Here is a 22,447-nt window from a genome sequence, read left to right as displayed (position 1 = left end):
TCTTAAATATGCACTCTAGATCCCAATTCAATCACGCTATTACTTGGAATATTAAAAAAATCGACCGCACTCCCTGAGTTACGAGACATGAATACAAAGAGATCATCACGCCATTTTGCCATTGCCCCGCCGTGTCCAGAAATGATTGTTTCGCGACTAAGAAAATAAGACGTCGTGAATGCATCAATCGATATAGTAGGAATATCAATACCCAGCAAAGCTTTCGGTACGTCGGGTGTATCCATAAACCCGAAATACAGTTTTATTTGCCAAAAACCAGCCTCTAATGTTTTTATATCAAATCTTCGCTCCATTGGCACATTAGGCTCATCTGTAAACCCAACAGTAATAATTAAGTTTGTTTGATGTAGCACCTGATTGTGCTTGAGGTTATGCATCAGCGCTTGTGGCACATTATCTACATTTGCAGAGAGATATACTGCAGTTCTTTCAATACGTGCAATATCGCTACCAGCAATACTTTTAATGAAATCATCTAGTTTAGGATCATCATTATGAATGTTGCTTAAAAGAGTTTCTCTTCCTTGTTTCCATGTCCACATGATGACCACCATGATGACCGCAAGGACAATTGGGAACCAACCGCCTTTGAAAAACTTCACTGAGCACGAAGCAAGCAACATTACATCAAGCGCAATGAATATACTTGTAGCGCCAGCAGCAAGCCATAGAGGATACTTCCAAACATTTCGCACAACAAAATATGTCAGTATTGATGTAATTAACATCGTTCCCGTAACAGCGATTCCATAGGCTGCAGCAATTGCAGAGGAGTTCTGGAAGAATATGACAGTCATTATTACAGCAACTAACAACCCCCAGTTAATCGCTGGCACATAGATCTGACCAGACTCCGTTGCTGATGTGTGAAGGATTCTCATTCTAGGAAGAAACCCAAGCTGTATGGCTTGCCTTGTAATAGAGTATGCGCCTGAAATAACAGCTTGTGACGCAATGATCGTAGCAAATGTCGAAAGAACTACGGCTGGAATAAGCAACTCACTAGGAAATGATAAATAAAATGGATTGCTCACAGCAGATGGTGTTGTGAGTAACAAAGCGCCTTGTCCTAAGTAGTTAAGTGCTAATCCTGGGAACACAAGCCCTACCCACGCGATACGAATTGCAGGCTTTCCAAAATGCCCCATGTCGGCATACAGTGCTTCTGCACCAGTGACCGCAAGCACAACTGTCCCAACCGCCAGAAAAATGCCTGCTCCACGTGCTGCTAAAAATTCATAAGCATGTATTGGATTAAGAGCATGTAATATCTGCGGGTTATCAATAATGTTTAAAACACCAATACAGCCTAGCACAACAAACCATAAAATGACGATTGGCCCAAAAAACTTGCCCACCTTCGCCGTTCCATGTTTTTGGAACATAAATAATGCGATTAAAATCGTAATCGAAATTGGCATAACGTAGTGCGACAAACCCGGTGCAACAAGTTCTAAACCTTCAACTGCAGATAAAACTGAAATTGCGGGCGTTAGTATGCTATCCCCATAAAACAATGCCGCGCCTAGTACACCCAGCCCCAACATAAATGTCTTATTGCTAATATTGTTTTTTGCCGAGGACACAGCTAAGGCCAATAACGCCATCACACCACCCTCGCCTCGATTATCTGCGCGAAGTACCAATATCACGTACTTCAAGGTCACAATAAACATTAATGCCCAAAACACAGCTGAAATTGCACCGATGATGTTTGATTGAGTAAGCGCTATGCCTGTAGATTCTCCAAAGATTTCTTTAACAGTGTAAAGTGGGCTAGTACCAATATCCCCGTAAACCACACCAATAGCGCCAAGTGTAAGTGCGCCAATACTTTTAGATTGAGTTGTCATATGGATTGAATTGTCACAATGATGTAATAAATAATGATGAGAAACGCCATTACATCATTGAGCACATATCAATCACATAAACAAACAACCAGTATTTAAGAAGCAGCTAGTCTATAACCAATACCCGCCTCTGTAAGAATATACCGTGGTGTGGCTGGATTCGCTTCTAAGCGCGCACGAAGCCTACCCATGTGTATACGTAAATAATGAACGTCATTCACGTACTCGGCCCCCCAAACCTCAGTTAATAACTGACGATGTGTAAATGCCTTACCTGGCCTTTTAGCCAGTATAAATAACAGCTTAAACTCAATTGGGGTGAGATGTAACTGTTGTGAATTCAGGGAAACTGTAGAGTTAAATGTATCTATTTCCAAACTATCAACTTTAAAAACATCATCGCGTAAATACATCATCGAGACACGCTTTAAAGACGTCCTGATTCGAGCGACAAGCTCATTGACACCAAAAGGTTTTGCAAGGTAGTCATCGGCACCTGCATTAAAACAATCGACTTTTTCCTCTTCAGATTGGCGTGCAGACAATACTATTATTGGTATGTCTGAGTTTAATCTTACATGTTGAATAAAACTCAAACCATCGCCATCAGGGAGGTTTAGATCCAATAAAATCAGCTTGGGCTTTTGATGTTGAAATGCATTAATTGCATCTGTCAGGAGTGCTGTATTAGTGGTTTTAAAGCCGTGAGCGTCCAAACTAAATTGCAAAAACTCACTGATTTGTAAATCATCCTCTACAATCAATATTAATTCTTTATCAAGCATAAATTTTATCGATTTCTGGTGTTGCAAAGCTTAATGTGACACATGCACCATGATGCTCACGGTTACTAATCATTAAATCGGCATGATGTGCATTAGCAATCGCCTGAACAATAGGTAAGCCCAACCCAAATCCTTTACTGCGAGTTGATGAGAATTTTTTAATTTTTGTGATATTAAAATCATCATTAAAGCCTTCCCCACTATCCAAAATACTGATGTAAATACGATGATCTTTTTTACCAACCTCAATTTGAATGGCTTCTTGAGCATTTGAAGCCAGATTAGATAGCTTCGCATTATCGATAAGATTAATTAATGCCTGAATCAACAGATTAGCGTTTGCATATATCAATAACTCTTGTTCGTTGATAGTCACATTAAAATTTAAACCATCACCACGATCTTTATATAACTTCAACACTATCCCTATGATTTCTTCTGGAGATTCTAGCGCCATTGGAATGCTGTTTGAGGTACATGATTCAAGGCGCATTAAGGAAAGTATATTTTCAGTAGTTATTGCCAAATGCTGGGCTTGAGACGCAATCAATGCCGTTAAACGTTCACTCTGACGTTCACTTAACTTTACCGTCTTTTGGCCTAAAGCTGTGGCGGCGCCTAAAATAGAGGTTAACGGCGTCCTCATATCATGGGCTATTGACGCAAGTAAGGCATTCTGAATCGCTTCTTCATGTGCAATAAGCTCTGCCTTTTTTGCACGCTCTAAGTTGTTAAGCCGTTGATAAGCCATCGTAATCTGGCCAACCGAGTACTTAATCGCGTTCAATGTGTCTAGACTAGGCTCTGCACCAACATTACTTACAATTAAAACGGGATCTTTACTGGGCAATCTATTAAATGGAATCACCCAATATTCAGATGCTTCCCAATTACCAGTAAAAGGACCGATTGGTTTTCCATTGTCAGCAACCCACCTCATTGCATTAGGTGCGGGCAAATTAATCTCGCTTAAATCTGGACTAATAACAATCTCATTTTGACCGTCAATACTGCCAATGAAAATTTTTGTTTCAAACTCAATACTTAAAAGATGGCAACTCTCTTGAAAAAGAGTATTGATATCATCTGCAATCGATAAATGTTCTGCTAATCGCTTTGCAAAATCTGCACGCTTATATGCCGCCATAGACTCGCTAGTTTGAAACCTAAGTTTTTTCACTAATGAGGTAACCACAAGGGACACCAATAAAAAGCTAACCAAACTAGCAATGGACTCAATACTAGCAACTTGAAAAGTAAATCGCGGAGAGATGAAGAAATAATTAATCAGGAGAAATGCCATCAACCCAGTAAGACAAGCACTAAGGAATGATTGGAAATAAGCCACGGCAACCACAAGTAGCAAATAAGACATTGCTACGCCAGTCAACCCTAATATGCTCGAAAATTTTTGACTTAACGCAGTGGTGAGCGCTAGCATAATCACCACGAAAATCGCTTGAATGATTTGTGTTTTCAAATCCCCATCCCTAACATCACATGATACATGGCTGAAACAACGCTTGGATTAAATACTAAAACCACACAAATGTCATGTTAAAGCGCTTTATTATTGGTAATGCATACATTAGATGCTTTGCAACATGACATATGTGTAAACTGTACCTTAAATCAAAAGGGACTTAAAATAAAAAAGGACTTAGAATATCTAAGTCCTTTTTCATGCAACCCTTCAAGCAGGTAGTATCAATCTTACCCTGACCGTTGCCACTTGATTAAGTATTCGCAAGCTTACTGAACACTACCCTGTTGCACACCAGCCAATAACCATGCTGAATTAACGTCATTTGCGTTTCGTTGAATATGCCAAACTTCATCTATATTTTCTAGCATTTCATTGTTTTCACGTAATTGCCCAGTAAACCGTACGCTGGCAACCAAGTGCTCGCCTTCATTCACCGCCTCTAATAATTCAGCATTGATAGAAACTACTTCAGTCGCTTGCTGAGCATTACCCCGCTCTTGCATTTGCATGGAGATCTCTGCAAATATTTCTGGTGTTGTGTATTCACGAACATCATTAATGTCTTTTCTATCATTAGCTGCTTGCAAGCGAATAAAAGACATTTTGGCATTTCTCAAAAAGCTCTCCACAGGGAAGTCATGGGGAATATTGCCGCTGCTTTTTACAGAGGCGCCGCTAGCAAATGCTGCTTCACGCATTGCTTGTGGCGCGTTATATGGTGCACCAACGCCTGCGTATTGCATATTAGGTTGTTGTGATTTTCTGAACTTTCCTATTAAGAACATAATCGCTGCTGCTGCCGCAAGTGCCATTAAAATAGTACCGATAGCATTACCAAATGCACCTAAACCACCGCCTGCAAACATGCTGGCAAGGCCCGCACCAATCGCTAAGCCAGCTAATGGGCCAAGCCACTTACTTGCGCCAGAAGATGTTTGTTTAGGCGCAGCTTCAGGTGCTTTCTGGGTTTGTTTTGTTGGTACTGGCCTATTTTTACCAAAGCTGCCTCCTCCACCAAAGCGTTTAGCTTCGGCAACGGGTGATAACAAGCTCATGCAAGTCAAAGCAACCATCAATAACATCAAAAAACGTTTCATACATTCCTTTAATAAAAATAAAACATTAGGGCTTAACAAACTAACTTCACGGCAAATTATAAGTTAATTACAATTGAAAACGTAGTGATACCAGTACAAATCAGTAGCGTTTTTTGAATATAAAACTGAATGCCTGAGCTGGAAATTTTTAGATTCAACTTATATATAAAGTCATGTGGTGATAGTCAACAGGCCTGCATAAAATACAAGCCTTTGATTTAATTGGTAGGAGATGCGAGGCTCGAACTCGCGACAAACGGATTAAGAGTCCGCTGCTCTACCAGCTGAGCTAATCTCCCAGAATATTTATTATAGCGGCTGTTAGGGCTATCGTGTACTTTAAGAAACACTAGCGTGCTAAATTTTCAAAGTAATTTACACAGCCACTCCTATTACACTACAACTCATTCAGTTTAATCTTAAATGATAAAAAACCCGCAACGAAGCGGGATTGTTAGTTTTAATATTGCATGGTTACAAGTGCGCGTAACTTTTTGCCTGAATATCGTTGCCGTGATGTGCGTTTACGCATCCAAATAACGATACCAGTCAAACTGAGCATTGCCACCACCATGCCCATGACTGAAATCAATATTCGCCCAGGAAGCCCTAGAATTCGGCCTGAGTGTAATGGGAACTGTGCTTGCAAGAAAATGTCTGCCATCGTGCCTTTCCATGGTTGGCGGTCGCCGAGGTAACGGCTATCTTGTGCATCGTAATATAAGCGCTTATGCCCTACACCACCCGCGCCATGCCCATCTTCTGGCTTATAAAACTGCACACCGTAGATACCAAAGCTTTGGTTATACAAAACACTGCCTACGGGCTCAGCCCAACCACGATTTTTAGCTTCAGCCTGTGCTTTAGTGATTACTTCACCAAATTGGCTGGCTGGCGCAATAGGCTGATGTTTAGGGGCACGCGTACGTAAATCAAATGGCGACGGCGTCACTTTTGAAATGTTAGACATGGCTGGATAAAACACTTCACGGTATAGATTTAATGAGAATGCCGTAAAGGCGATAATAATCAATAGACCCCATGTCCAGAGGCCAAACGCACGGTGCAAATCGAAGTTAAGCTTATTTGCACCACTAGCCCAGCGTACTTTCCATGCTGGCTGCCAGCGTTGCCACCACGATTTACTTGCAGGCATGGGAAAGTCTGCGGTTGATAACACATCGTTAACTTCACCTAGCTGAGTTTCCAGAGCATAACTTGCGGTGACACGTCGCTTTGCTGGTAAAGTTAAGTAAAAACCGACAAAGCTGTCCAGCGTCCAAAGAATTGCAATAATGCCTAGCAACCAGATTCCCCAACGGTCTGTTCCCGACATTTCCGGCAAATGCAGTGTGTAATGTAGCTTGTACAAAAAGGAAACAAAGGTTTCTTTAGTAATTGGCCACACAAGCCCCCATTGGCGTTTGCCCAACTCATCACCAGTAGCAGGGTCGATAAATATCTGATTGAATCCAGGCTCGAACAACTGATCGGTGGCCGGATTACGTTTTGGGCTAACACCAAACCTGAGTGACTCGCCTGGCTCAATCCCAATTGGCAGATAGGTAACGCGCACTTCTGGGTAGCGCGCTTCAATCAGCTTGGCAACCTCAATGGGTGAAATAGCAACACTAGTGCTGCTGGCCTCCATTAAATGCGGATTCAGCAAGTCATCTAACTCATGATCCCATGAGATTACCGCGCCAGTGAGCCCACTTAGCACTAAAAACAGAGCGATTAGTAGACCAACATAGCGATGGAGTAATGTGAAAATAGAACGCATGATTTTTAATGTGGGCCTTTAAAAATCTATCGTTGCTGATAATAGTAACGTACGCGGATCACTACGATTTAATGTTCCTGCGCCAGGGAACGTTGTCCAATAATTTTCTTCAAATAGATTTCTGATATTGGCGCGCAGAGTAAGCATTTGACCACTTGCTACCATCGTCAAATAACGTGCACCAATATCTAGCGTCGTCCAGCTGTCAAGACTTTGAGTGTTGCCTGCATCTGCGTATTGCTTACTGGTATAGTTAACACGAGCATTCAGTGTTAAATTATCCAAAAACCCTGTATCCCACTCGCCACCAAAAGTAATGTTGGTACGTGCTGCACCAGTTGCCATGTTGCCGTTATTAATACCGTTAGCTGTTTTGGTCAGGTCTGCATCAAGTAGCATGATACCTCCTAAAAAGCGTATACCTTGCCATGGCTCACCAAACACGTTCAATTCAATGCCACGATTACGCTGCTCGCCGTCCACCGTAAATGTATTCGTCGCAGTGTTTGCAATAGCAGATGCTTGAGTAATATGAAAAACACTTAAAGTCGCAGCAAGTTTTCCCCAATCAACTTTAGCACCTACTTCATGTTGTTTAGAAACATAAGGAGATAATACTTGGCCAGAATTATTGTAGGTTGCTCCAACCGTTGTTCCCTGTTGCAATGCCTCAATATAATTACCATAAAGTGATACATTGCTGACAGGTTTCACAACAATGCTCACGGACGGCGTAAGCGCACTTTCTCTGTATTCTGAGGTGGTTGCACCTGTCACTATGTTGTAGTTTTCAGCTTTAATCTCTTGTTGTCTTAAACCCAAAGTTAACTGTATGCGATCATCTAAAATAGATAATGTGTCAGCTATCGCATACCCGTAAAAGTCTGTGTCACTTGCTTTCTTGCGCGATAGTGAAGGAATAACAGGTTGAGCATTAAAGCTTGGATTGTAAATATTAGATTGTCTGGATCCCAGCTGGATTGAGCCAACGCTGGTTCTCACTGCTTCATAAGTTGTCGCATTTAGCACTACTTGATGATGAATAGGGCCAGTTTCGAATTGGCTGCGTATCCCCAGCTCTGCTGTAGTGCGGTCAATACCAGTATAGTTAAGCTGACTTCTGTTCAAAAAATTTCCATTCGTCTGCATTGAGCTGCCAAAATCTAATATTTGCTTCCAATCAGTATGGCTCTTACCTCCAGCGACATAAATATTTAGATCAGGTGTAATATCAAATTCGCCACGTAACATACCGTAAGAGTCGCGAAGTTCCACCTTATTCCAAGGGGACGCATAACTCTTATTGGCATTTGGTATATCTGCAACTGGTACACCAGTCGCCGCACTAATTGTACTATTGGCCCGGTCGGTATTTATTTCTTGATAGCCGTAATCCATTGATAGCCTTACACGATCACCTCGATAATCAAGCCCCAGTGTGCCAGTGCGAAGTCTTTGTGACTGATCATCAACAGCGGTATCACCACCTCTATAAAGTACATTGGCACGAACGCCAAATTCTTTATTCTCACCGAACCGTCTGCCAATATCCATTTGCTGCCCGATTTGTGAATCAGAAATATAGCTGGTTGTCAGTTGAGTTAAAGGCTGATCATCAGCACGTTTGGTGACCAAATTAATTGCTCCGCCAGTGCCGCTGGGTGAAATTCCATACAAAAATGCAGCAGGTCCTTTCAACACCTCAACGCGCTCAATGCCAATCACCGTGCTCTGATTATTTGGCGCAATACCATACAAGCCGTTAAGTGCAATTGAACCATTGCCAAGTAAAAAACCACGAATATTGAAAAAGTTAGAGTAGCCAGAATTTGATGGGTCTACATTACGAATAGATGCATCATTAGCAACTAAATCCGCCACTGATTGCGCCTGCTGATTTTGAATGGTTTTTGCGGTATAGCTGGTCACTGCAAAAGGTGTATCCATCATGTCGCGCTCACCTAAAACCCCTAATTTAGCACCGCGTGCAACTTGTCCACCAGCATAAGGTTTTGATATATCCCCAGGTAACTGGCTAGCTGCTGCACTTACTGCTACCTCTGGCAAAGTATCCGCTTTATTCACAATAGCTATGCGCTTTATAACTATCGCTCCATCTTGAGTAATAGGTTCTAAACCAGTACCTTCTAAAAGTCGCTGCAAAACCAGTTGGCGCGAAAGTTGGCTATTGATGGCTGGGACAGTTTTTCCTTTTACCAATGCGGGGTCAAACGTCAGCGTAATGCCCGATTGCTTTGCAAGTGCATTTAAAGAGTCTTCCAGCGACCCGGCTGGCAAGTTGTATGCATGCACTTGGCTATCTGCAGCATAAGCAGATACTGAGTAAGACAAATTAAGCGTAGCAATAGCGCCAGATAAAAGCAGCGCTTGTATGGCTGCTGAAATCGTACGGGGTAGAAACTGGCGAGTACTGACTTGCTGGTGCTTGCTCATTGGGAAATGTGACATCACATTTCCGCAATCTACGCCATTGCCAACATGGTCGTTGTGGTGGTTGCGCATGGTTAAAATACCTTTTAAAGAATGAGATAAATAAACGTATGCCGAACAACGTTGAAAAAACCCGCAGTTTTTTGTGATTTATTTTTAAATATTTTTATCAGCAATGCTATTTCTTGCTGATGACGATAGCCCTATTCTGCTTATTTATGCTGACAGGTAATGTTCGACTAATCGCTTTAAGCGCGTGCGCCACAGGCTCTTCTTGACTCAACTGAAACACACCTGAAACCGTAAGGTTGGCAACATCTGCCTCGCAGATTATTGATATATCCTGATAACGCGACAGCTCCGCAACGAACGCATCTAAACGCATTTGCTTAACGACCAACACACCATCTACCCACGCCATCGGATCCATATTCAGAACTTGGCCTGAAGGGTTGATTTTTATCGGCGCAGAAACGCCATCATGCATCGCATAAGACTCATTGGCATAGGCGCGAACTGGTGCATAGTTGCTAGGATGTATCGCAACAACTCCCTCAGTCATATGCAACTTGGTGTTAGATGCCTGCTGATTCACCGAGAATTTAGTGCCGATTGCCTCTAACGCTGTGTGCTCGGTCTTGACCCAAAACGACCTTCGTCCGATCAAAGACTCAGTGTCTTTACTGGTTTCTATATATATTTCGCCACGATGCAATACGATTTCACGCTTGAATAATGAAAACTTCGCGTCAATTTCAGAGTTAGTGTTCAGCACAATCCGCGTTCCATCTGCCAATACAACCGCCTCTCGTTTACCGATATTCGTTGCATAATGAGCCTCTTGCTGCCATGGCGCATATTGATTAGCAAGTAAAGTAGTTGCCGTGATTGTAATAGCCGCCAAGCTCAGCATCTTTAAAGTGCGGCGACGTGAAGTAAGCGCGCTTCTTTGCTTATCTGCAATAGACAAAGTCTCTGTGACGATTGATTTAGACGCTGCGGGTAATTGATGAAAGCCCTGCTCTACCGCATTTAATTTCTGCCAAGCAGCTTCATGCAAAGGGTTTTGCGCCCGCCAGCTTAAAAACTGCTGCATGTCCTCATTGCTCGCCACCCCTGAGCTTAGTTTAACTGACCAAGTAATTAAGGCCTCGTACACCGCTGGTGGAATATCTACGCCGCCAGAACTTGTAGCGCTATTATCGGGAAATGGACTAGGAGAGTTCAATGCAAAAGCCATCTAATTAAGAGTATGAAAAGCTCACAGCCCATTGCTGCAAGTGCTCAACTAAACACAGAGTCTAATCGGTTGGGCGGTATGTCGCAAGTTAATGACTTTTTGTAAGCACATGGCGTAATGCATCAGCCATATGACTTTCTACTGTGCGAAGCGATACGCCCAATTTAGTAGCAATTTCCGGATAAGTCAGCCCTTCTAGCCTCGACAGCAAAAACACACGACGAACATTAGGCTTCAACCCAACAAACATTCTGTCTATATGTATTAAAGCTTCTATAAAAACTAATCGTTCTTCAGGTGAAGAGATTAATTGCTGCGGTAAATGTGCAATCGCCTGTATATAAGCTTGCTCCAACTCTTTTCTACGGATATGGTCTACCATCAAGCCGTGAGCAATCGTGCTTAAAAAAGCTCTAGGCTCATTAACATGGGCAAGTGTGGTTGATTTATCAATCACACGTAGGAACGTGTCCTGAGCCAAGTCATTAGCATTGTGTATACAACCCAAGCGACGTTTTAACCAATTAACCAGCCAGCCATGGTGGGAGTGATACAGTGTATGAACTTCTTGCAGAAGGGATACATCCACAGTTGACATGTACAGCCTAATAAACCCTACCGGGTTACAAATGATAATGATTCTCATTATATTCCGTATAAGCACAACTGACAATACGAATTTCTACTACGCAAACCGTTGGATTTAATATGGATTTATTAACAAGATGGCACTAGATAACAGCGTAACATTTGCAAACCAACAGACCTAATGCTCTATGTTACAGATATCCTAGATAGGCTTTGCAACAGCGTCGTTAATGATTCTAACAACCCAAACCAGTAAAAAATCAGACTGGTTTTTAAATAACGGCATGCTTTAAATATTAAGTGGACAATATAACGTTACTGGCATTTATTGGATAACACAGTCTTCAACCCCAGTGTTGCCACCTTTAAACTCAGGCTCAAAATAGAACTTATGAAAGCTCCACTGCCCTTTTACATTCTTCTTCATTTCCGCAATCCCAGTACCATAGTCTTTAGTGGTTTGGTCTTGTAATGCAAAGTGCATAGCGACATGGTGGCCATTTGCTGCTGCGTGGCCAAGGTAAGTGCCATACTCAGGTACTTCAAGCTTAAAGTCATAACTGGCATAGTTTGCTTTGCTGTGCTCTGGCTTTAATCGCATGGTGACCGTGCCTGTATACTTACCCTCATGTGCATCATCACCCACACAGTTGTATACACCACTAAAATCCGTCGTGTTTACAGCTTCAGCATGGCTACTGAAGCTCACAATCAACAATAAAATATAGGTAACAAGTTTCATATCTTAAGCCTGATGATAGTACAAAATATTATTGCGTTAAAAATCTTGACCGCATGATTTCTAAGTTTAACTCTTCCAAAATGGTCGCAATCCGTTCTGCTGCATTTTTACGAGGTTGGCCAGTGTATTTGGCAATGATTAACTCATTTTTCATGGAGTGTTCCCACCCTACCAACTCTGTCACTGTCACACTGTAGCCTGCGGCTTCCAGCTGTAAACAACGTAACACATTGGTAATTTGGCTACCAAACTCACGCGTATGAATCGGATGGCGCCAGATTTCACTTAAAGAGGTTTTACCAAAACTTTCATTTTTATGCTGCCTTAATACTTCGGCTACTTCCGCTTGGCAGCATGGCACTAACACCATATATTTTGCTTGTTTTTTTAGTGCAAATTGAATCGCATCATCGGTTGCAGTATTGCATGCATGTAAAGCCGTAACGATATCCACTTTATGTGGAATCACGTTTGAGCTGATAGAGTCTTCTACCGTTAAGTGCTCAAAGCGCATGCGTGCAAAATTAAGTTGCTGTGCAAGGTCTTTGGATTTAGCGACTAACTCCGCACGCGTTTCAATGCCAACTACTTCGCCGGCATCCAGTTGCTTAAGCAACAAGTCATATAAAATAAAACCAAGGTAAGACTTACCAGCACCGTGATCTACCAAAACAGGATTAGCGTTATGCGTTAAGACATCATTGAACAAAGGCTCAATAAAATTCACCAAGTGATAAACCTGCTTGAGTTTACGACGGCTATCTTGATTAAGCTTACCGTCACGCGTGAGGATATGTAGCGCTTTAAGCAGCTCAACAGATTGATTAGGTTTTATTTCTGGAATATTTTGCATATTGCTATTTTAATTGAAAAAATATTTTTTATCTGGCTTGTCGTCAAACAAATAACGACTGCGTTTTGTATACTAAGAACACTTAACTTGTGTTCCGCAATAAAAATCCAACAAAACAAGATAAGGAAATCATCATGAAAAACGCATTATCAATTACGGTTACTTTGTTCACTTTACTTGCATCAGCATCAGTCATGGCCGACGATACAACCAACACTAAAGTAAATTTAGACAAACGTGGTGATCGCATTGAACGTCGCCTAGATAACAAAGGTGATCGCATTGAACAGCGCTTGGATAATCGTGGCGATAGAATTGAGCGCAATCTTGATGCTAAAGCCGACAAAGCACATGAAAACGGACATGAAAAGCGCGCTAACCATTTAGAACGTAAAGGTGACCGTGTTGATCAACATTTAGATAAACGTGGTGATCGTATCGACAATCATTACGACAGAAAAGGTGAACGTATCAACAACCGTCTAGACCATCGCGCTAATCGTAAATAACGTCAGCGACTATAATATGCCGATGGAGCGCGATTTCGATAAACAGTATTTCAGCATGGATCATTTTCTAGCGGATATTGAAGGTCGCGCTTTTCGCATGGCACAAATAGCCACTGGTAACCGTGATGACGCACTAGAAATAGTACAAGACACCATGATGAAATTGGTGCAGAAATACAGTCATCATCAAGCTACCGAATGGAAAGCCTTGTTTTACAGCATACTGAATAGCCGTATTCTGGATTGGCATCGCAGGCAGTCTGTACGCAACCGCTTTAGAAGTTGGCTGAGCTGGAGTGACGACGAAGATGAAGTAGTTGAGGATACGCTAGCACAACACCCAATTGATACCAACCATGAACCTGACATTAAACTACAGGACACGCAGTTCATGACAGGCTTAAACACGGCATTAAGTGCACTACCCTTGCGACAACAACAAGTATTTTTACTTCGCGTGTGGGAAGGTTTAGATATCAACGAAACTGCACACATCATGCAATGCTCTACGAGCAGTGTAAAAACACATTATGCGCGAGCATTAGAAAAGCTACGTGAAAAGCTAGAGGATTACCAATGAGAATCGAGCCATCAAAATTTGAAACCAAAGTAAAAGCCAACTTGGATGCAAGCGTTTATGCGCTTGATAATGAAACGCAACAAGCCCTAACGTCTATTCGCAAAAAAGCACTTGAGAAGCAGCGCTCAAAATCGCGATTAAATTTCAATGCCTGGATATCAAATACTCATGTTTCAAATAGATTGGTTTTGAATACATGGATACCAGCAGGTGCGTTTGCATTATGTGCTTTGCTGACCGTGCTGGTAGTTTACAGCCCTGATAGTATTGATGATTCAGCACAACTCATTGCGACGCAACAAAGCGTCAATCATGATCTATATGAGCAAACCGCAATGCTAGAGCTACTCACGCATGCAGAAGATTTAGAAACTGCAACTGACCCAGATTTTTATGTGTGGATGGAAGAAGTATTGGCAACCGAGGATACAGATAATGCCGTTTAAGTTATCAAGCTACAGCTTACTATTACTCTCAGCCTTAAGCTACAACACGCCTGCACTAGCAGAATCGACCCCGCCTTTAGATTTAATCGAACTGCTTGGCGAAATAGATGATGACAGCATGCTGGAGGCTGCGCTAACAGAACTGGAACAAAAGCAGGCTAAGCCTCAAAGAATTAACGCCGTGAAAACTAATACTGTAAAACAAAATAATAAACAAAACTCTGACATGGCCGCACCTGCAGGAGGTAACAAAAAATGAATCTATCTATCAAACATCACCATCTTGTAATGGGATTAACATTATTACTTTGCCTAGCTTTATCCCCAAAAAAAGCAATGGCAGAAGGCATTGCTTGGGATGACTTAAATGAACAGCAACAGCAAACCCTAAGTGGCATCAAAGACCGTTGGAATGAACTACCTCCTCATCGACAAGAAAAACTGAGCAAAGGTGCTGAAAAATGGGCGAATATGCCACCTGAACAAAAGGAGCGCGCTAAAGAAAACATCACACGCTTTAAAAATCTTTCTCCTGAAGATAAAGCGCTAGTGAAAGAACATATGCAAAAGTTCAGACAATTGCCAGCCGAAAAACGTAAAGCTTTACGCGAACGCTGGAATAAGATGTCGCCAGAGCAAAAAGAAAGGTTCAAAAGCCGAATCAGGAATATGAGTCCTGAACAGCGCCAAGAATTACGTGAAAAAATCAAAGAGCGCAAATTAGAACATGCGCAATAATCGATTACTTAGATAAATAATCAGTGAGGACACACAGATAAAAACTTGAATTGAAGCCGTCAATGCTAAAATACTGAAATTAGTTAAAAGCAATTTTCGTTTCATCATCGCGATGATGATTTGATAAAAAGCTTAAGACACTGCACTTTATGCAGGTCAAAACTTTTGCAAACCAAGACTTTATGTAAGCTCATATAAGCTAAGTCGAAGGCAGCAGAATCAGAATTATTGAGGGAATGAAATAGATGGCAATTCAATGGTACCCGGGTCACATGACCCAAGCGCGTAAAAAAGCCGAAGAGACCATGGAGTTTACCGACATGGTGATTGAGGTATTAGATGCTCGCGTACCCGCCGCCAGCCATAACCCAATGATTGATGAAATGCGTTTATTTCGTCAGCGTCCGCAACTTAAGATTTTAAATAAAGCAGACTTAGCAGACCCAGCCGCCACCCAAGCTTGGCTAAACTACTTTAACGCGCAGCCTAATACCAAGGCTGTGGCGCTTTCCTGTAAAAAAGCGGGTGATGCTAAGAAAATTCCAGCAATCTGCAAAAAAATCACGCCACACCGCGGTACTCATTTAAAACCATTACGCATGCTGATTATGGGCATCCCCAACGTAGGGAAATCCACACTGATGAACGCCCTGCTCAATCGCCGCGTGGCGAAAGTAGGTGATGAGCCTGCTGTGACTAAAAGCCAACAACGTTTTGACCTAGACGACACCATGAGCATTACCGACACCCCTGGCATGATGTGGCCTAGAATCGCTTATGAGTCTGATGGCTACATGCTGGCTGCCAGCCACGCGATTGGTAGAAATGCGGTGATTGATGAAGATGTCGCTACATTTTTAGCCAACAATCTATTAAAGAGCTACCCTGCTTTGGTGAATGCGCGTTACAAACTAGACGCGATGAAACTTGATGTAATGCAAATGGATGGCGTTGACTTGCTTGAAGCGATTGCAAAACGTCGGTCTTACAAGCGCCATGATGGCCTGTGGGATATGGAAAAAACAGCGGTTGCATTTTTAACGGATTATCGCAGTGGTGCAATTGGCCGTGTAAGTTTAGAAACGCCATCATCAAGAGCCACGATGGTAGCTAGCACACAAACAAACCCAACTAACACCTCAGAACAAGTCTCGGAAACAGACGACACATCTGACTCAGCTCAATAGTAATTTGTCATGTTAAATTCAATGAATACGCCTCAGCGTGAGGCGGTAAAATATTTGGACGGCCCGCTACTGGTATTAGCCGGTGCTGGCAGTGGAAAAACCCGTGTGATTACCCAAAAAATCAGCTACCTGATTAATGAGGCGGGCTATGCTCCAAAAGAAATTGCAGCGATTACGTTTACCAACAAAGCCGCAGTAGAAATGCAAGAGCGTGTTGGCAAGCTGATGCAAGGCACCAACATCAAAGGCCTCACCATCGCCACATTTCACTCGCTAGGGTTGCAAATGTTGCGCGCAGAGGCGGCATTGCTTGGCTATAAACCGCAATTCTCAATTTTAGATTCATCTGATAGCTTTAAAATTTTAGCGGACGTACTTGCCACCACAGATAAGCAATTATTGCGTAAAACGCAATGGCAGATTTCTAGCTGGAAAAATGCTTTTATTAATCCAGACCAAGCTAAAGCACAGGCAGATGAAGAGCTTACCCATGCTGCAGCCAAGGTTTACCAGATTTATCAGCAAACTTTAAAAGCTTATCAAGCCGTAGACTTTGACGATTTAATCAAACTACCCGTTGAGTTGTTTGAACAGCATGAAGAAGCGCTGAGTAAATGGCAGCGTAAATTGCAATATCTATTGATTGATGAGTACCAAGATACCAACGCCTGCCAGTACAAGCTGGTAAAAATGCTCACTGGCTTACGTGGGCAGTTTACCGCTGTGGGTGACGATGACCAGGCGATTTACGGCTGGCGCGGCGCGGATGTTGAAAATCTACGCCAGCTCACCACAGACTTCAGCAAGCTTAAAGTGATTAAGCTTGAGCAAAATTACCGCTCTACTGTACGTATTTTACGTGCAGCTAACCAAGTGATTTCAAATAACCCAAAGTTGTTTGAAAAGAAACTATGGAGCGAGCTCGGCACTGGAGAAATGATTCAAGTGACGGCAGCCATGAGCGAAGAGCATGAGGCCGAGAGCGTGGTGATGAAACTGCAAGCGCACAAGTTTGAAAACCGCACTTACTATAAAGATTATGCGATTCTTTATCGTGGCAACCATCAAGCGCGTATCTTTGAGCAGCATTTGCGCAATCAGAAAATCCCCTACACGGTGTCAGGTGGGCAGTCGTTCTTTGATAAAGCAGAAATTAAAGACTTAATCAGCTATTTACGACTAATTGCCAATGAGGACGATGATCCTGCATTTATCCGTGCTGCCACCACGCCTAAAAAGGGAATTGGCAACACGACGCTGGAACGTTTAGGCGAATACGCAAGCGCGCATAAAATTTCATTATTTGCAGCAGCTTTTGAAGGTGGCTTCCAAAATGAGATTGGCAATAAACAGCTAGAGGATTTACTCAACTTTTGCCAGTACATCAACAAACTGCAAGATCGTGCCGTACGCGACCCTGCGAATGAAGTGCTGAATGATTTATTAGCCACCATACAGTATGAAGCGTTTTTATATGACTCTGAAGAGCCACGCGCTGCAGAAGTTAAATGGACCAACGTGCTGGACTTTACTGGCTGGTTGTCCAAAAAAGGTGAGCCAAGCACCGAGTATGGTAATGAAAAAGAAGGCAAAAACCTGCTAGAACTCACGCAAATGGTTTCACTCATGAGCATGTTAGAAGGCCGTGAAAACGGTGAGCCTGATGCGGTGAAGCTATCAACGCTACACGCCTCTAAAGGCTTGGAGTTTGGCCACGTATTTCTGATTGGTGTAGAAGAAGGCATCCTCCCTCACCGAGAATCGATTGATAACGACAAAATCGAAGAAGAACGCCGCTTAATGTATGTTGGTATTACCCGAGCGCAAAAATCACTCAATATTTCATGGTGTAAAAAACGTAAACGCGCAGGTGAAATGGAAATGTGCGAACCTAGCCGTTTTATTACTGAAATTCCAAAAGATGATGTACGTCACTTCGGCAACCCGTTTAATAAAGATCCAGAAGCCAGCAAAGATTTTGGTAAATCTAAAATGGCAAACATTAGAGCCATGCTCAATAAACAGTAGCATTTTGTATATCAGAAACAAGCAGTTAAAATATATTAGTAATAATTTGAAAGTCACTCATGCCATACATCACCCTCGATAACGCCAGCCTCGCCTTTGGTCACCACGCCCTGCTCGACCACGCTGCATTTCAGCTAGACGCAGGAGAGCGTGTAGGTTTAATTGGCCGTAATGGCGCAGGTAAATCCAGCTTATTAAAAGCGATTGCCGGCACGATTAAACTAGACGATGGTACGGTTTGGCGTGCGCCTAATGCACGTGTGGTCTATGTGCCGCAAGAGCCTGAACTTGTCGCAACACATACGGTATTTGAAGCTGTGGCAGAAGGATTAGGTAACCTGCAACAAATCCTCGTTGATTATCACCAAGTGACCCATGACATGGGCATGCCCGATGCAGATATCGAAGCACTGATGACGCACATGCAAGCACTACAACATGATTTAGATGCACAAAATGGCTGGGCAGCACAATCACGTGTTGAAGCTGTACTGAGCCGCTTAAACTTAGACGCTGACGCATTGATCAGCACACTTTCAGGTGGCTGGCGCAAGCGTGTGGCGTTAGGCCGCGCACTGGTAGCAGAGCCTGAAGTGCTGTTACTTGACGAGCCAACCAACCACTTGGATTTAAGTGCGATTGAATGGTTAGAGGATTTATTGCTCGGCTTTAATGGCAGCGTGTTATTTATTACCCATGACCGACGCTTTCTGGACAAACTAGCGACGCGCATCACAGAGTTAGACCGCGGCAAACTTACAGACTTTATTGGTAACTTCACTGCTTACCAAGTTAAAAAAGAAGAGCTATTAGCCGTTGAAGAAACGCACGCCGCCAAGTTTGACAAAATACTGGCACAAGAAGAAGTGTGGATTCGCCAAGGCATTAAAGCACGCCGCACACGCAATGAAGGCCGAGTGCGCAGACTAGAGGCACTTAGATTAGAGCGTGCAGCCCGTCGCGAACGTCAAGGCAATGTAAAACTGAATGTGGATGTAGGCGAACGCAGCGGCAAACTGATTGCTGAGCTTGAGAACGTCAGCAAATCCTATGGCAGCAAAGTACTGATTAAAGATTTCAGCACACGTATTTTACGTGGCGATAAAATTGGCTTGCTAGGTCCTAACGGTGTCGGCAAAACAACCCTACTCAAACTGATACTGGCAGACATTGAGCCAGATAGCGGCAATATTGAGCGTGGCAGTAAACAAAGTGTCGCCTATTTTGACCAAATGCGTGAACAGCTTAATGAAGAAGCCACATTAGCTGACACCATTAGCCCGGGTTCTGATTTTGTACAAATTGGTGAAGAGCGCAAACACGTCATTAGCTATTTGGAAGACTTCTTATTTCCACCACAACGCTCACGCTCACCAGTAAAATCACTTTCAGGTGGCGAGCGTAACCGATTGCTATTAGCACGCTTATTTGCACGCCCTGCCAACATATTAGTGTTAGATGAACCAACCAACGACTTAGATATCGACACACTAGAACTACTGGAAAATCTATTACAAGACTTTAATGGCACCCTGTTCCTAGTCAGCCATGACCGTGCATTCTTAGAAAATACTGTGACACAAGTAATCGCCTTTGAAGGCAATGGTGTGTTAACAGAGTTTGGCGGCGGCTATGATGATTGGCAACGTTTCACCGCTAAACGTGAGGCCGATAAAGCAGCACTAGCAAAAGCACAATCTAGCAAACCAGCGGCAAAAGAAGTTGCGCCTAAAAGCACGGCGAACAAACTAAGCTTTAAAGAACAAAAAGAACTAGATGAAATGCCAGCATTGATTGAAAAACTGGAAGCAGAACAAACCAGCATCAATTTAACACTAGCAGATGCTAACATCTACGTACAAGATCCTGATAAAGTCAAAACGCTACAAACACGTTTAACTGAAATTGATGCAGAGATTGAAGCTAAAATGCTACGTTGGGAAGCGCTTGATAAACGCTTAGCTTAATCGCTCATTAAGTGAAAAATACCGACAGGTTGAAATAAAAAAACCAGCTAATAATTAGCTGGTTTTTTTATTTCGTAGAACAAACTTATTTGTTCATTACATACATGGTTACTTCAAAGCCAAAACGCATTTCTGTCGCTGCTGGTGTTGTCCACATAATATTTCTCCAAAGTTTAAGTTTTTCTAGAACTGACGGCTGTCTTGTTCGTGTGGGTGAATTATGCGCCAACGCAGACTATCAGCACTATTGTTGTTCATGAACAGTAACTAAGTAAAATCATGAAGTTAGTTTGCTTAAGTAAGTTTATGCTACGAGTCGAACACAATTCCTACCTTCATTCTTGGCTGCATATAAGGCCCTATCTACTTTTTGAAGCATCGTATCTAAAGTCTCTGGAATATGTGGGCGATGTACGCCAATACTCACTGTTAAGTGAAACACATCTCCGCCAGATTGCATAATAAGCGCGGCAACTTCTAAACGAATACGCTCAGCGACCATCATAAGATCATCTTGTGAGCAATTTGGCATAAGCATGAGAAACTCCTCCCCACCCCATCTTGCCACGTAGTCATAACCGCGTTTTGAAGACTGCAGCACCTTAGCCACTTCACAAAGCGCTAAATCACCTGCAGCATGGCCGAAAGTATCATTAATCGCTTTAAATAAATCTAGATCAAGTAATAACAACCCCATTGAACCACCTTGACGTGACTGACGTGAAAACTCGGTTTCAAACCGATCCATCATGCCACGACGGTTTAGCAAACCAGTTAGTGGATCCATTTCCGACAAATGATGCAGCTCTTCAGTACGTTCGCGAACTTTCTGCTCTAACTCATGATTGGTATCAATTACAAAGCGTGCCATATGCTCAAATGAGCGTGATAAATGCGCTATTTCACCAGCGCCAGTTAAAGGCGGATCAATTTCAAAGTTGCCACTACCAATTTTATCTGTAGAGGCACGTAAGGCTGATATAGGGTTAAATATCCAATAATGCAACGCCCATCCCAATATCACCAATGCCGACAATAGTGCCAAACCAAACCAGACGTGACCTTTTAAAAGGTCATCATACAGATTCAAACTCTGGTCGTTCATCAACGTTAGGTCATACCAGCCGATTTCGGGCAAAAATGCTACACCTAGCAAATATTGACTGCCTTTATAATCAACCTTTAGAGTTGCAACCTCAGATGGATTATTTTCTAACGTAAGCATGGTTTTTCTTAGTCGTTCAATATCGTCAGGATTGCTTAACAATTTATCGATTTTAATACGCTGACCGACATCTTTTGCAATGGTCATGTAGTCGATTAGTTTAGGATCACTATTTAATTGAATCGCCATACTTTTATCAATAAACAGATTCTCTACACCATGCTGATAAATGCTAACGGTTTCTTTAATCAAGTCAGTCAGGTCTATACCCGTCCCAATGACGCCGAGTGTTTCATTATCTTTTGTGATTAATACATTAATCCATGCTTTAGTGACATTAAGGTGAACATCTGGATCCAAATTCACCTGATACTTATTACCACTGACTAAGGTGGCATAAAACCACTTATCTTTTGCAGTGGTTGGCGATAATACATAACGCAATTGCTTATTGGCGTATTGGTTTTTAGCATCATTAAAATAATAATTGCCACTGTTTGCAAAAGCCGCAAAATAGCTATGATCACGAAAATTAAAGCGATACTTCTCCATGGCGGCAATGCCACGCTTCTGTACTTCTGGATTGTGCTCGTGTAATGCCATTTCGATAATGGCAGGCTCTGCAGCCATCTGCCTAGCTAAAGCAATTTCTCGGATCAGCGGTGCTAAGGTGCGATACTTATCAAACATCACCTGACGCTGCGCAAATTGCTCGCCCCACTGCTGGTTCAGTTTGTTCATCAAGCTGCCAGACAAAGTCCAAGTAATAAAAATAAAACCAATGAAAATCAAGGTCATCAGTAATAAAAATCTTGTTCTAAGTTTCATATCACAACCATTCAAAATCACTTCATCAACTGGATCAATCAAACTAAAGTACGATACTTAACCAATGACTTAAGATTGCCAATACTGTCCCCTAGCACCT

The 22,447-nt window shown here is 42.5% G+C and carries 20 protein-coding genes and 1 tRNA gene; 8 read left to right on the top strand and 13 right to left on the bottom strand.

Going from position 1 to position 22,447, the window contains the following annotated elements:
• Nucleotides 1-2: 2 nt before the first annotated feature.
• The 11 genes from FG24_RS09760 to FG24_RS09710 form a co-directional block, all read right to left on the bottom strand.
• Nucleotides 3-1,874, bottom strand: a complete 1,872-nt coding sequence (locus tag FG24_RS09760) for a potassium transporter Kup (RefSeq protein WP_036302975.1) — start codon at nucleotides 1,872-1,874, stop codon at nucleotides 3-5.
• A 95-nt stretch (nucleotides 1,875-1,969) separates the two neighbouring features.
• Nucleotides 1,970-2,659, bottom strand: coding sequence for a response regulator (locus tag FG24_RS09755; protein WP_036302973.1), 690 nt, complete (start codon nucleotides 2,657-2,659; stop codon nucleotides 1,970-1,972).
• Nucleotides 2,652-4,139, bottom strand: coding sequence for a DUF4118 domain-containing protein (locus FG24_RS09750; RefSeq protein WP_036302971.1), 1,488 nt, complete (start codon nucleotides 4,137-4,139; stop codon nucleotides 2,652-2,654). Before FG24_RS09750 ends, FG24_RS09755 begins: the two co-directional genes overlap by 8 nt.
• A gap of 272 nt (nucleotides 4,140-4,411) precedes the next feature.
• Nucleotides 4,412-5,242, bottom strand: a complete 831-nt coding sequence (locus FG24_RS09745) for a Tim44 domain-containing protein (RefSeq protein WP_036302970.1) — start codon at nucleotides 5,240-5,242, stop codon at nucleotides 4,412-4,414.
• A gap of 223 nt (nucleotides 5,243-5,465) precedes the next feature.
• Nucleotides 5,466-5,541: transfer RNA gene (locus FG24_RS09740), tRNA-Lys, on the bottom strand.
• Between the two features lie 161 nt (nucleotides 5,542-5,702).
• Entirely contained in the window at nucleotides 5,703-7,025 is a 1,323-nt protein-coding gene (locus FG24_RS09735; protein WP_036302969.1) for a PepSY-associated TM helix domain-containing protein, read from the bottom strand.
• Between the two features lie 18 nt (nucleotides 7,026-7,043).
• Complete coding sequence (locus FG24_RS09730; protein WP_051901511.1) at nucleotides 7,044-9,548, bottom strand: TonB-dependent receptor; 2,505 nt, start codon at nucleotides 9,546-9,548, stop codon at nucleotides 7,044-7,046.
• A gap of 106 nt (nucleotides 9,549-9,654) precedes the next feature.
• Entirely contained in the window at nucleotides 9,655-10,704 is a 1,050-nt protein-coding gene (locus FG24_RS09725) for a FecR family protein (protein WP_160172176.1), read from the bottom strand.
• Between the two features lie 100 nt (nucleotides 10,705-10,804).
• A complete protein-coding gene (locus tag FG24_RS09720) occupies nucleotides 10,805-11,314 on the bottom strand; it encodes a sigma-70 family RNA polymerase sigma factor (RefSeq protein ID WP_036302968.1) in 510 nt (169 codons plus the stop codon).
• Nucleotides 11,315-11,629: 315 nt separating this feature from the next.
• Nucleotides 11,630-12,046 carry a hypothetical protein gene (locus FG24_RS09715; protein ID WP_036302964.1) on the bottom strand — a complete coding sequence of 139 codons (417 nt, stop codon included), beginning with the start codon at nucleotides 12,044-12,046 and terminating at the stop codon, nucleotides 11,630-11,632.
• Nucleotides 12,047-12,074: 28 nt separating this feature from the next.
• The gene (locus tag FG24_RS09710; RefSeq protein WP_036302962.1) at nucleotides 12,075-12,899 is read right to left on the bottom strand and encodes a class I SAM-dependent methyltransferase; all 825 of its coding nucleotides are present in this window, start codon (nucleotides 12,897-12,899) and stop codon (nucleotides 12,075-12,077) included.
• A 134-nt stretch (nucleotides 12,900-13,033) separates the two neighbouring features.
• Here FG24_RS09710 and FG24_RS09705 point away from each other — a divergent pair, with 134 nt between their 5' ends.
• The 8 genes from FG24_RS09705 (at nucleotide 13,034) to FG24_RS09670 (ending at nucleotide 20,354) form a co-directional block, all read left to right on the top strand.
• Entirely contained in the window at nucleotides 13,034-13,408 is a 375-nt protein-coding gene (locus tag FG24_RS09705) for a hypothetical protein (RefSeq protein ID WP_036302961.1), read from the top strand.
• Between the two features lie 16 nt (nucleotides 13,409-13,424).
• Nucleotides 13,425-13,988, top strand: a complete 564-nt coding sequence (locus FG24_RS09700) for an RNA polymerase sigma factor (protein ID WP_255344029.1) — start codon at nucleotides 13,425-13,427, stop codon at nucleotides 13,986-13,988.
• A complete protein-coding gene (locus FG24_RS09695) occupies nucleotides 13,985-14,434 on the top strand; it encodes a hypothetical protein (RefSeq protein WP_036302958.1) in 450 nt (149 codons plus the stop codon). Before FG24_RS09700 ends, FG24_RS09695 begins: the two co-directional genes overlap by 4 nt.
• On the top strand, nucleotides 14,424-14,693 hold the full coding sequence (locus FG24_RS09690) for a hypothetical protein (RefSeq protein ID WP_036302955.1): 270 nt from the start codon (nucleotides 14,424-14,426) through the stop codon (nucleotides 14,691-14,693). Before FG24_RS09695 ends, FG24_RS09690 begins: the two co-directional genes overlap by 11 nt.
• Complete coding sequence (locus FG24_RS09685) at nucleotides 14,690-15,172, top strand: DUF3106 domain-containing protein (RefSeq protein ID WP_051901509.1); 483 nt, start codon at nucleotides 14,690-14,692, stop codon at nucleotides 15,170-15,172. The genes FG24_RS09690 and FG24_RS09685 overlap by 4 nt, the downstream gene beginning before the upstream one ends.
• Before the next feature lie 245 nt (nucleotides 15,173-15,417).
• Complete coding sequence (ylqF, locus tag FG24_RS09680) at nucleotides 15,418-16,359, top strand: ribosome biogenesis GTPase YlqF (protein ID WP_036302952.1); 942 nt, start codon at nucleotides 15,418-15,420, stop codon at nucleotides 16,357-16,359.
• Nucleotides 16,360-16,368: 9 nt separating this feature from the next.
• Complete coding sequence (locus FG24_RS09675; protein WP_036302949.1) at nucleotides 16,369-18,387, top strand: UvrD-helicase domain-containing protein; 2,019 nt, start codon at nucleotides 16,369-16,371, stop codon at nucleotides 18,385-18,387.
• Between the two features lie 59 nt (nucleotides 18,388-18,446).
• The gene (locus FG24_RS09670) at nucleotides 18,447-20,354 is read left to right on the top strand and encodes an ATP-binding cassette domain-containing protein (RefSeq protein ID WP_036302947.1); all 1,908 of its coding nucleotides are present in this window, start codon (nucleotides 18,447-18,449) and stop codon (nucleotides 20,352-20,354) included.
• Between the two features lie 85 nt (nucleotides 20,355-20,439).
• Here the strand turns inward: FG24_RS09670 and pqqA are convergent, their stop codons facing one another.
• On the bottom strand, nucleotides 20,440-20,511 hold the full coding sequence (gene pqqA / locus FG24_RS12560; protein WP_012777389.1) for a pyrroloquinoline quinone precursor peptide PqqA: 72 nt from the start codon (nucleotides 20,509-20,511) through the stop codon (nucleotides 20,440-20,442).
• 147 nt (nucleotides 20,512-20,658) lie between these two features.
• On the bottom strand, nucleotides 20,659-22,347 hold the full coding sequence (locus tag FG24_RS09665) for a GGDEF domain-containing protein (RefSeq protein WP_036304205.1): 1,689 nt from the start codon (nucleotides 22,345-22,347) through the stop codon (nucleotides 20,659-20,661).
• Between the last annotated feature and the right edge of the window lie 100 nt (nucleotides 22,348-22,447).

It is taken from the genome of Methylotenera sp. L2L1 (genome assembly GCF_000744605.1).
In the GTDB taxonomy this organism is placed as follows: Bacteria; Pseudomonadota; Gammaproteobacteria; order Burkholderiales; family Methylophilaceae; genus Methylotenera.
The sequence above is the reverse complement of the archived record's forward strand: the minus strand, read 5'-3'. Positions and strand labels throughout refer to the sequence as shown.

Bases quoted from the DNA above. Each gene is read 5' to 3' on its own strand.
- FG24_RS09760 (WP_036302975.1), bottom strand. From the start codon at position 1,874: ATGACAACTCAATCTAAAAGTATTGGCGCACTTACACTTGGCGCTATT.
- FG24_RS09755 (WP_036302973.1), bottom strand. From the start codon at position 2,659: ATGCTTGATAAAGAATTAATATTGATTGTAGAGGATGATTTACAAATC.
- FG24_RS09745 (WP_036302970.1), bottom strand. From the start codon at position 5,242: ATGAAACGTTTTTTGATGTTATTGATGGTTGCTTTGACTTGCATGAGC.
- FG24_RS09735 (WP_036302969.1), bottom strand. From the start codon at position 7,025: ATGCGTTCTATTTTCACATTACTCCATCGCTATGTTGGTCTACTAATC.
- FG24_RS09730 (WP_051901511.1), bottom strand. From the start codon at position 9,548: ATGCGCAACCACCACAACGACCATGTTGGCAATGGCGTAGATTGCGGA.
- FG24_RS09720 (WP_036302968.1), bottom strand. From the start codon at position 11,314: ATGTCAACTGTGGATGTATCCCTTCTGCAAGAAGTTCATACACTGTAT.
- FG24_RS09715 (WP_036302964.1), bottom strand. From the start codon at position 12,046: ATGAAACTTGTTACCTATATTTTATTGTTGATTGTGAGCTTCAGTAGC.
- FG24_RS09710 (WP_036302962.1), bottom strand. From the start codon at position 12,899: ATGCAAAATATTCCAGAAATAAAACCTAATCAATCTGTTGAGCTGCTT.
- FG24_RS09705 (WP_036302961.1), top strand. From the start codon at position 13,034: ATGAAAAACGCATTATCAATTACGGTTACTTTGTTCACTTTACTTGCA.
- FG24_RS09700 (WP_255344029.1), top strand. From the start codon at position 13,425: ATGCCGATGGAGCGCGATTTCGATAAACAGTATTTCAGCATGGATCAT.
- FG24_RS09695 (WP_036302958.1), top strand. From the start codon at position 13,985: ATGAGAATCGAGCCATCAAAATTTGAAACCAAAGTAAAAGCCAACTTG.
- FG24_RS09690 (WP_036302955.1), top strand. From the start codon at position 14,424: ATGCCGTTTAAGTTATCAAGCTACAGCTTACTATTACTCTCAGCCTTA.
- FG24_RS09685 (WP_051901509.1), top strand. From the start codon at position 14,690: ATGAATCTATCTATCAAACATCACCATCTTGTAATGGGATTAACATTA.
- ylqF (WP_036302952.1), top strand. From the start codon at position 15,418: ATGGCAATTCAATGGTACCCGGGTCACATGACCCAAGCGCGTAAAAAA.
- FG24_RS09675 (WP_036302949.1), top strand. From the start codon at position 16,369: ATGTTAAATTCAATGAATACGCCTCAGCGTGAGGCGGTAAAATATTTG.
- FG24_RS09670 (WP_036302947.1), top strand. From the start codon at position 18,447: ATGCCATACATCACCCTCGATAACGCCAGCCTCGCCTTTGGTCACCAC.
- FG24_RS09665 (WP_036304205.1), bottom strand. From the start codon at position 22,347: ATGAAACTTAGAACAAGATTTTTATTACTGATGACCTTGATTTTCATT.